This is a genomic window from Acidiplasma aeolicum (genome assembly GCF_001402945.1).
GTDB classification, from domain to species: Archaea; Thermoplasmatota; Thermoplasmata; order Thermoplasmatales; family Thermoplasmataceae; genus Acidiplasma; species Acidiplasma aeolicum.
In genome coordinates this window covers 1-7,995 of record NZ_LKBG01000265.1, presented here as the reverse complement: position 1 = coordinate 7,995, position 7,995 = coordinate 1, and the positions used below count along the sequence as shown (strand labels likewise).

The window sequence follows — 7,995 nt, the reverse complement described above, 5'->3', positions numbered from 1 at the left end:
CATACATTTGGTGATATAATAGGCATGACGCTTGTTCCAGAAATAAATCTTGCGGGGGAATTATCAATGTGCTATGGCATGATAGCCACTGTTACAGATTATGATGCATGGTCTGATACTGCAGTGGAGGCCTCTGATGTTATGAATATTATGAAGGAAAATGAAAAAAAGGTTTCAGATATATTATATAATGTTATTCCTAAAATTAACGATCAAAGAAATTGCAACTGTTCTTTGAGATTAGAAAATGCGAAAGCATAGAGGTGAAAAAAATGAAAATAAAATTTCTCGGAGGCGCCGAGGAAGTCGGAAGACTGGCAATAAAAATAGAGGATAAGCAGAGCAGGATAATGGTGGATTACGGCATAGAGCCAGAAAAGCCACCAGAGTACCCATTACCACCAGAAAAGGTGGATGACATATTTGTAACGCATGCACATCTGGATCATACTGGCGCATTGCCCGTATACTACCATAGTTACAGTGCAAACCTGCATGCAACGGCAATGACTGCAAACAGCATAGTTCCAATTTTAAAGGACTCATTAAAGATAATGAACCTTGAAAATTATACAAAGATGTACAATGAGGATGATATAAGCAATTTATTTAATTCTCTTGTAACAGCAAACTATGGCGAGCCATTTGAGGTTGGAAATCTTACTGCAAAGGCATATTCAGCCGGCCATATACCCGGATCAAGCATGTGGTGGTTCGAGGATTCAAAATCATTTATGATAACAGGTGATTTATACACAAGGGATACAAACCTTTTAAAAGGTGCAAAGCCTGTAAAAACAGATATACTTATAATGGAAAGCACATATGCAGGAAGGGACCATGAGGACAGGGAGGAGGTCATAAAAAGGCTTAAGGATAGCATAAAGGAAACAATTGATAACGGCGGCAAGGTAATCCTGCCCACATTTGCCATTGGAAGGACACAGGAAATGGTAATGATTTTAAGGGATATGAATTACACAATTTACGTTGACGGTATGGGTAATAGTATCTCAAGGATTTACATGGACACACCAGGATTCCTCAAGGATCCAAAAATGTTCAGGAAATCCATGGGCAGGGTAATACAGGTAAGGAATAACAGAATGAGAAAGGAGGCCCTTGAGGAGGCAGATATAATTATAACAACATCAGGAATGCTTGATGGCGGGCCTGTTTTAGGCTATATCGATGCATTATCACAGGACCCAAAATCCGCAATATTCCTTACAGGATACCAGGTTGACGGCACAAATGGCAGGAGTCTGATGGAAAACGGTACCATAAAAATAGCCGGTGCAACAATTAAGCCGGCAATGAAGGTTGATTTCTTTGATTTATCTGCCCATGCAGGTCATTCTGATCTGGTAAAATTCATTAAGGAGATTGACCCGGAAACAATAGTGCTGTGCCATGGAGACCAGAGAGAAAAACTTCAGGAGGCAATACCTGAATATAACTTTGTGCTTCCATTCAACGGGCATGAATTTGAATTATAATTTTTTATAATTTTTTAATTTTATTTAAAATGGGCTTTTTGCCATTTGATTTATTGTAATATTTGAAACACCATTTATTTCCATTGTATATATTCCAGGTTTTAAATAATATGTATTATTTGTTAAATATAAATTTATAATAAACTGCATATTACCCTTTTCTCCAATGCTCAGAATATCGCCTATAGAATAAAATTCCGTGTATTTAAATCCCTTTAATGTTGCATTGCTTTTAATAATTTTATATCCATAGGTTACATTATATAAATGTATTTCATAAATATACGAATTGTGAGCTATTTCTGAGCTGTTGTCCTCAAATTCGGTTATATTTAATACCATATTTTTGCTTGAAGTATTATAATATGCAACACGCTCAGATTTTATAAAATTTATTCCCGGGCCTGATGTTTCTATTTTTGTTTCATTAAGTTTTGAACCAACAATATGTCCTGCATCATCTGAATTCGGAAATCCAAAATGCGACTCTTCAACGGTTAAATAATAAATGCCTGATAAAATTACTATTATTGCTATTACTGCAGAAATGATGGCCTTTTGTTTCCCCTTCATTTAGCGCTTATTTTTTGTCTATATAAAGATTTTACGTTTTTAAATATAATTATAAATAAATATTAACACCGATGTTATATGCAATTAATGGGAAAATATATTTTTATCAGGCACGGGGAGAGCAATATAAATGTACTCGGAGTCCTTTCCGGGGACAGTGATGTAAGCGGATTAACAGAAAAGGGAATGGCACAGGCCAGAAGAACTGCAGAGCAGTTAAGCGGGATAAAAATAGACGGAATAATATCGAGCCCATTAAAAAGGGCATTTGAAACTGCAAAAATCATAGGTGAAGTTCTTAATATTGATGTTAAAACTGATGAAAGGCTTATAGAGGTAAATCTTGGCAGGGCCAAGGAAAAGAAGATAAATGAGTTTACAAATCCGCTGTATCCGAATTCACATATAACAGGCAGCATAAGGAATTTAATAGGGATGGAGGACTGGGATGACATGATATCAAGGGTAAAATCTGCAATGGATATTTTTAACGGAAAATATATATTTGTATCGCATTCAGACCCAATAAGGGCAATAGCATCATATTACCTTGGCTGGACCGAGGATGACAGCTTTGGCATAGATATAAAAAATGCATCAATGACTGTCATAGATTCAGATAAAAATAAGGTTTTATGCCTTGGGGCAATAAATCTTGACCCGGAAATAAAAAAATTATTTTATTAAAATTCAGGCTTTTGTTTTTTTAAGGCCTGCAACATTTCCCGGCCTCCATGTTTTAACCATAATGTAATATAGTGCCCCACCAACGGCCTGTATTGATCCCCCTATTAGAAGCGGAAATGCAAGGTTAAAATCCATTAAATATCCGGATGATCCACTTGTAAGCTGCGATGCCCTTCCGGAAACACCCTGTATGCCTGTGGATGTGCCATAGTCCTCCTTATTTATTCCCCTAACATTGATTGCGCCCCTCAATGGTGATCCTATCCCTGCCACAGCCATTCTAATAATATATATTCCTGCAGTTATATATAAAAATGGCACAAAGGCTATGACTGCAAATAATAATCCCTGAAGAATTCTCGCAAGGGATGCTATTTTAAGGCCATCAAAATGGCCATTTAAATATCTGCCGGATATGAATGACCCAAGTGCGGTTGCAGCATACGATATGGTGTATATATCACCAACATATCCTGCCCCTATGTGATATTTAAGCTCAAACCATAATGGAAGCAACGGCATGGCTATTCCTATGGCCGCTGCATTAAGGCTGTTTGGTATTATTATTCTAAGCATGTATGAAAAGCTCTCCTTTTTCATGACCCTTGTGGTCTTCCTGGGCCTTTTATATTCCCTTAACCTTGAAAGTGCAAGTGCAGATGATATAATTAAAATCAGCGATATTGCAAAGAATATTCTGTAGAACATTAACGCACCGGTAATCCTCGAAAGAAATGTATAAAGGCCAAGGAATATCCCGCCAAATATTGAGAAAAACGATGCTGTGGCCGTGAGGAGTGATAATTTTGTTACCCTCTGCAATTCATCCGGATAGTTATTTGCCACAAATGCAGTCATTCCCGGTGAGAAGGCACCACGCATGCCTCCGGCACTTCCTGTTATTCCGGCTATAATTGCACCGGTGGCAATAAAATAAATGTTTGTTGAGACTGTAATTAATAAGAGGCCAAAAACAGGAAATATCTCACTTAATAAAAGAACCTTTGAATATCCTATGGAATCACCCAGCCTCCCAAGTATTAATATTAAAATAATATTAAATAGTGTAATTGGCACATATAAAAGTCCAATAAAAATTAAGGAATAATGCAATAAATGTAAATATAATGGCAGGGATAATGTCACAAAAATAAGGGCAGCACTCCTGGTTGCCCTTGAAACAAGAAGAAAATTAAATGATTTATTAACAATTTCAGATGAATCGGAAAACATAATATTCTATATAGTTTACTAATATATTATTTATTTGTTTTCCCATTCTTTAAAGTTTTTATATTCCTTGATCTTAATTTGAGATAAACATAAATTACTATGGCAATAAAGATGATGACCGCAATATATGAAAACTGGTCAAAATATTTTAGTATGACCTCCCATCTGGAACCAAGGACTATACCAATGTATATTAGTATTGCATCATATATCAGATCACCAAGGAGTGTAAAAAATGAGAACTTTTTAAGGCTCATCAGTGCCATGCCAGCAGGTATTGAAATAAATGTTCTGAAAACAGGTAAAAATCTTGTGGTAAAAACAGAAAGCTCACCATAGGCGGCAAACCATGCCTTTGTCCTGTCCACTGTATCCTTCTTAAGCATCAGATATTTTCCATATTTAAGAATGAATGGGTCACCGCCATATTTACCTATTGCATATGCTATTAATGCACCAACAAGGTCGCCCACGGAGCCAATTATTAATAATAAAATGACATTGATTATTGAATCAAAGCCACCCATTAAACCATAATATGCTAAATAGCCTGAAAATGTCATGACAACCTCTGATGGTATTGGTAAAAGCATGCCCTCCAAGAGCATCAGTATAAAAACACCAGAATACCCAAGGCTTAATATCAAGTTCTCAACAAGCTTTATTATATATACCGTTAATTCTGTAATTACACTCAATTTTAATCAATTACCAATTATAATTGTATATTAAAAGTTAATTGTTAAACAAAAAATGAATTAAAAGAAACTAAAAAATAATAAATAATAATTTTGGTTACACATAAACATGTACAATGTCCTTGTTACACATGATTTACCTGGAAATTATATTGATTCAATAAATGGAATAAATATTATAAGAAGGCCTGAGGGAGAGGATGCGAATGCATGGCTTCTTAAAAATATAGAAAATGCTGATGGAATTTTAATCACATTAAATGAAAAAATAGATAAAAATTTAATAGACTTGGGTAAAAAATTAAAGGTTATAAGCACCTACAGTGTTGGATATGACCACATAGATGTTGATTATGCCCTAAAAAAGGGAATTAAAATAGGATACACACCGGAGGTTCTCACGGAAACAACTGCAGATCTTATCTTTGGCATAATGCTTGCCGCGGCCAGAAGAATTGTTGAGGGTGATAAAATCGTAAGGGAAGATAAGTGGAAATCAGGCTGGAACCCTGAATTCATGCTTGGAGCCGAGGTTCATGGCGCGACTGCAGGAATTCTTGGAATGGGCAGAATAGGAAATGCAATATTGAGGCGTGCAAGGGGATTTAACATGGACGTGATTTATTACAGCAGGCATAAACATGATGTTGATGCAAAATTTATGCCACTGGATGATGTTCTTAGAAATTCTGATTTTTTATTCGTATGCCTCGATTATAATAAGGATACATACCATTTTATGGACATGCCCAAATTTAAAAAGATGAAAAAAACAGCATTTATTATAAATGGCACCAGGGGAAAGGTTATAAATGAAAAAGACCTAATATCAGCCCTCAACTCTGGTATAATTGCAGGTGCTGCACTCGATGTTTTCGAAACAGAGCCAATTGATAATAATAATCCATTATTGAAAATGAATAATGTTGTATTAACCCCGCATATAGGCAGTGCAACGGATAATACCAGAAAAAAGATGGCAGAGGTTGCAGTCAGCAATCTTATTAATGGTTTGTCCGGTAAGCCGCTTATATATGAGATAAAAAAATAACATTTTTATTATACATGATAATAATTAAGCTACATGGATAACATGAATGCTGTTTGCCTTATCTCTGGCGGCCTGGATTCACCGACAGTCATGGCATATGCAATAAAGATGGGTTATAAGGTATACCCCTTAAGCATAAATTATGGACAGAGACATTCAAAGGAATTAAACTCATCAAGGGAAATTTGCAGGTACTATAATTTAGATCTAAAGATATTAAATATAGATTTAAGGCAGATTGGAGGGTCAGCCCTAACATCTGATATAGAGGTCCCGGAAAGATCTTTAAACGATATTTCAGATGATATACCAGTAACATATGTTCCGGCAAGAAATACAATATTTTTGAGCCTTGCAGCCGCATATGCTGAAACAATTAATGCAAAATACATATTCATAGGGGCAAATGCCATAGATTATTCCGGATACCCAGATTGCAGGCCGGAATTTTTCAATGCTATGAATGATGCATTAAATCTTGGCACAGAATTTGGCATCAAGGAAAATTTTAAAATCATGGTACCGTTGCAGTATCTTTCAAAGGGTGATATAATAAAACTTGGAAGAAGACTTGGTGTGCCATATAAATTAACATGGTCATGCTATAATGGAAGGGAAAAGGCCTGTGGAAAATGTGACTCGTGCCTACTAAGGCTGAAAGGCTTCATGGATGCAAATGATTATGATGATATAGAATACGAATCATATCCAGATTTTTATGTGGAATACTGCAAAAGGACAGGCCATAAATTATAAGATTTTAAAGGGTTCTTTTGATTCCCAGCATGACCGCATAATTGCTAATAATTCCTATTGCAAGCAGGAAATGTGGATATGGCATGTATGTTGAATAAAATGTTGAATTTTTAAAAATTATAAAGCCTGAGCCAATTATGCCCGTTAGTACAATTAATCCCGAATTTACAACCGAGAGATTCCTGAGCCTTTTATTAATTCCGGATGGTTTAATTAATATTAATGCAAGTATAAAAAGCAATGTGCCGGTAATTATATGAACATACAGCATTCTGGAATTGAGAGGGTTTGAAATCTGTGAAAGATAAAAACCCAGCGTCATCTGCAGAACGGTTAGGCCAGATACGGACCATAAAAGTTTTTCAAGTCCATCCATTTTATCAAATTTCAACATTATTTTTATTTTTTTGCAATTATTTACAGAATAGATGCATGTTTATATAAGTGATTTACATATTATGCTTTATGGGAGAACTAGTAGCAGTACCAGTAACAGGTGATGAGGTTACCGGGCCCGGTGAGGGCATGGAAATCCATATTTACAGCATTGATGGAAAAAATGCAAAAATGATAGAATCATACGAAAACCCTGCCCTTAAGGCCTCCATGACAAGGGGCATATACATGCTTAAATCAATTCTTGAAAAAAATGTTAGGTACCTTATAGTGTCTGAAATGGGAGGTCCCGGATTCAGATTTGTTAAAAATAAAATAAAAATGTACGATTCGGGAGGTCTAAATGAAAAAGATGCGATTAATGCCTTTATTAATAATCAATTAAGGGAGATTACAGAGCCCACACATGAACCACACCATGATATGGAAAACAAATAAATTTTTATCCCATTATATATTTTTAATTTATGATAAGAATTGCCTTAACACAGCTTACTCCTCCAGAAACCAAGGAAAAAAGCCTTGAAAATATTGAGAACTATGCCCGGCTGGCCAGCAAAAATCATGCAGACCTTGTTGTCTTTCCAGAGTACTATATGTGCTATTATAAAGGCATTAAACCGGCAGATGAGGCCGAGAACATTCATGGTGGGTATGTACAAAGCCTTGAAAAAATTTCACAAAAATATAAAATCGACATAATAACAGGGATTCATGAAAAATATGAAAATAGGATATACGATACAGCAGTTTATATAAACAAATACTCTGGCATTTCCAGTTTCTATAGAAAAACACATTTATACGATGCCTTTGGATTTAAGGAATCAGATCTATATTCACATGGAAATGGCCCTTTTGATATTTTTAAAATTAACGATTTTAAAATAGGAATGGTAATATGTTATGATATAAGATTTCCAGAAATATTCAGAAATTATTCATTAAACAGTGCAGATTTAATAGTAATAATTTCTGGGTGGTTTTCAGGCCCGGTTAAGGAGGAGCAGTGGCTTAACCTTGTTTCTGTGAGGGCGCTTGAGAATACGGTTTATGTTGCAAGTTCCAATCTTGTTGGGGGCGATTTCACAGGTATAAGCAC

11 protein-coding genes are annotated in these 7,995 nt (G+C 35.5%); 7 read left to right on the top strand and 4 right to left on the bottom strand.

Annotation, left to right across the window (positions count from 1 at the left end):
• The coding region (locus tag AOG54_RS08150) for a phosphorylase family protein (RefSeq protein WP_449222431.1) at window positions 1-261 on the top strand (261 nt) is incomplete at its 5' end.
• Between the two features lie 11 nt (window positions 262-272).
• On the top strand, window positions 273-1,499 hold the full coding sequence (locus tag AOG54_RS08145) for an MBL fold metallo-hydrolase (RefSeq protein WP_054964334.1): 1,227 nt from the start codon (window positions 273-275) through the stop codon (window positions 1,497-1,499).
• A 24-nt stretch (window positions 1,500-1,523) separates the two neighbouring features.
• Here the strand turns inward: AOG54_RS08145 and AOG54_RS08140 are convergent, their stop codons facing one another.
• Window positions 1,524-2,072 carry a hypothetical protein gene (locus AOG54_RS08140; RefSeq protein ID WP_055032598.1) on the bottom strand — a complete coding sequence of 183 codons (549 nt, stop codon included), beginning with the start codon at window positions 2,070-2,072 and terminating at the stop codon, window positions 1,524-1,526.
• A 78-nt stretch (window positions 2,073-2,150) separates the two neighbouring features.
• On the opposite strand from AOG54_RS08140, the gene AOG54_RS08135 reads away from it, so the two are divergent.
• The gene (locus AOG54_RS08135; RefSeq protein WP_236692480.1) at window positions 2,151-2,759 is read left to right on the top strand and encodes a histidine phosphatase family protein; all 609 of its coding nucleotides are present in this window, start codon (window positions 2,151-2,153) and stop codon (window positions 2,757-2,759) included.
• 3 nt (window positions 2,760-2,762) lie between these two features.
• On the opposite strand, the gene AOG54_RS08130 is transcribed toward AOG54_RS08135, so the two are convergent.
• Window positions 2,763-3,992 carry an MFS transporter gene (locus tag AOG54_RS08130; protein ID WP_054964222.1) on the bottom strand — a complete coding sequence of 410 codons (1,230 nt, stop codon included), beginning with the start codon at window positions 3,990-3,992 and terminating at the stop codon, window positions 2,763-2,765.
• A gap of 26 nt (window positions 3,993-4,018) precedes the next feature.
• The gene (locus AOG54_RS08125) at window positions 4,019-4,690 is read right to left on the bottom strand and encodes a DedA family protein (RefSeq protein ID WP_054964534.1); all 672 of its coding nucleotides are present in this window, start codon (window positions 4,688-4,690) and stop codon (window positions 4,019-4,021) included.
• A 109-nt stretch (window positions 4,691-4,799) separates the two neighbouring features.
• Here AOG54_RS08125 and AOG54_RS08120 point away from each other — a divergent pair, with 109 nt between their 5' ends.
• Window positions 4,800-5,741, top strand: coding sequence for a 2-hydroxyacid dehydrogenase (locus AOG54_RS08120; RefSeq protein ID WP_054963992.1), 942 nt, complete (start codon window positions 4,800-4,802; stop codon window positions 5,739-5,741).
• Window positions 5,742-5,774: 33 nt separating this feature from the next.
• The gene (gene queC / locus AOG54_RS08115; RefSeq protein ID WP_201779099.1) at window positions 5,775-6,497 is read left to right on the top strand and encodes a 7-cyano-7-deazaguanine synthase QueC; all 723 of its coding nucleotides are present in this window, start codon (window positions 5,775-5,777) and stop codon (window positions 6,495-6,497) included.
• A gap of 4 nt (window positions 6,498-6,501) precedes the next feature.
• Here the strand turns inward: queC and AOG54_RS08110 are convergent, their stop codons facing one another.
• The gene (locus AOG54_RS08110; RefSeq protein ID WP_054963999.1) at window positions 6,502-6,873 is read right to left on the bottom strand and encodes a hypothetical protein; all 372 of its coding nucleotides are present in this window, start codon (window positions 6,871-6,873) and stop codon (window positions 6,502-6,504) included.
• 89 nt (window positions 6,874-6,962) lie between these two features.
• Here AOG54_RS08110 and AOG54_RS08105 point away from each other — a divergent pair, with 89 nt between their 5' ends.
• Window positions 6,963-7,331, top strand: coding sequence for a NifB/NifX family molybdenum-iron cluster-binding protein (locus AOG54_RS08105; RefSeq protein ID WP_054963993.1), 369 nt, complete (start codon window positions 6,963-6,965; stop codon window positions 7,329-7,331).
• A gap of 29 nt (window positions 7,332-7,360) precedes the next feature.
• The coding region (locus AOG54_RS08100; protein WP_055032597.1) for a nitrilase-related carbon-nitrogen hydrolase at window positions 7,361-7,995 on the top strand (635 nt) is incomplete at its 3' end.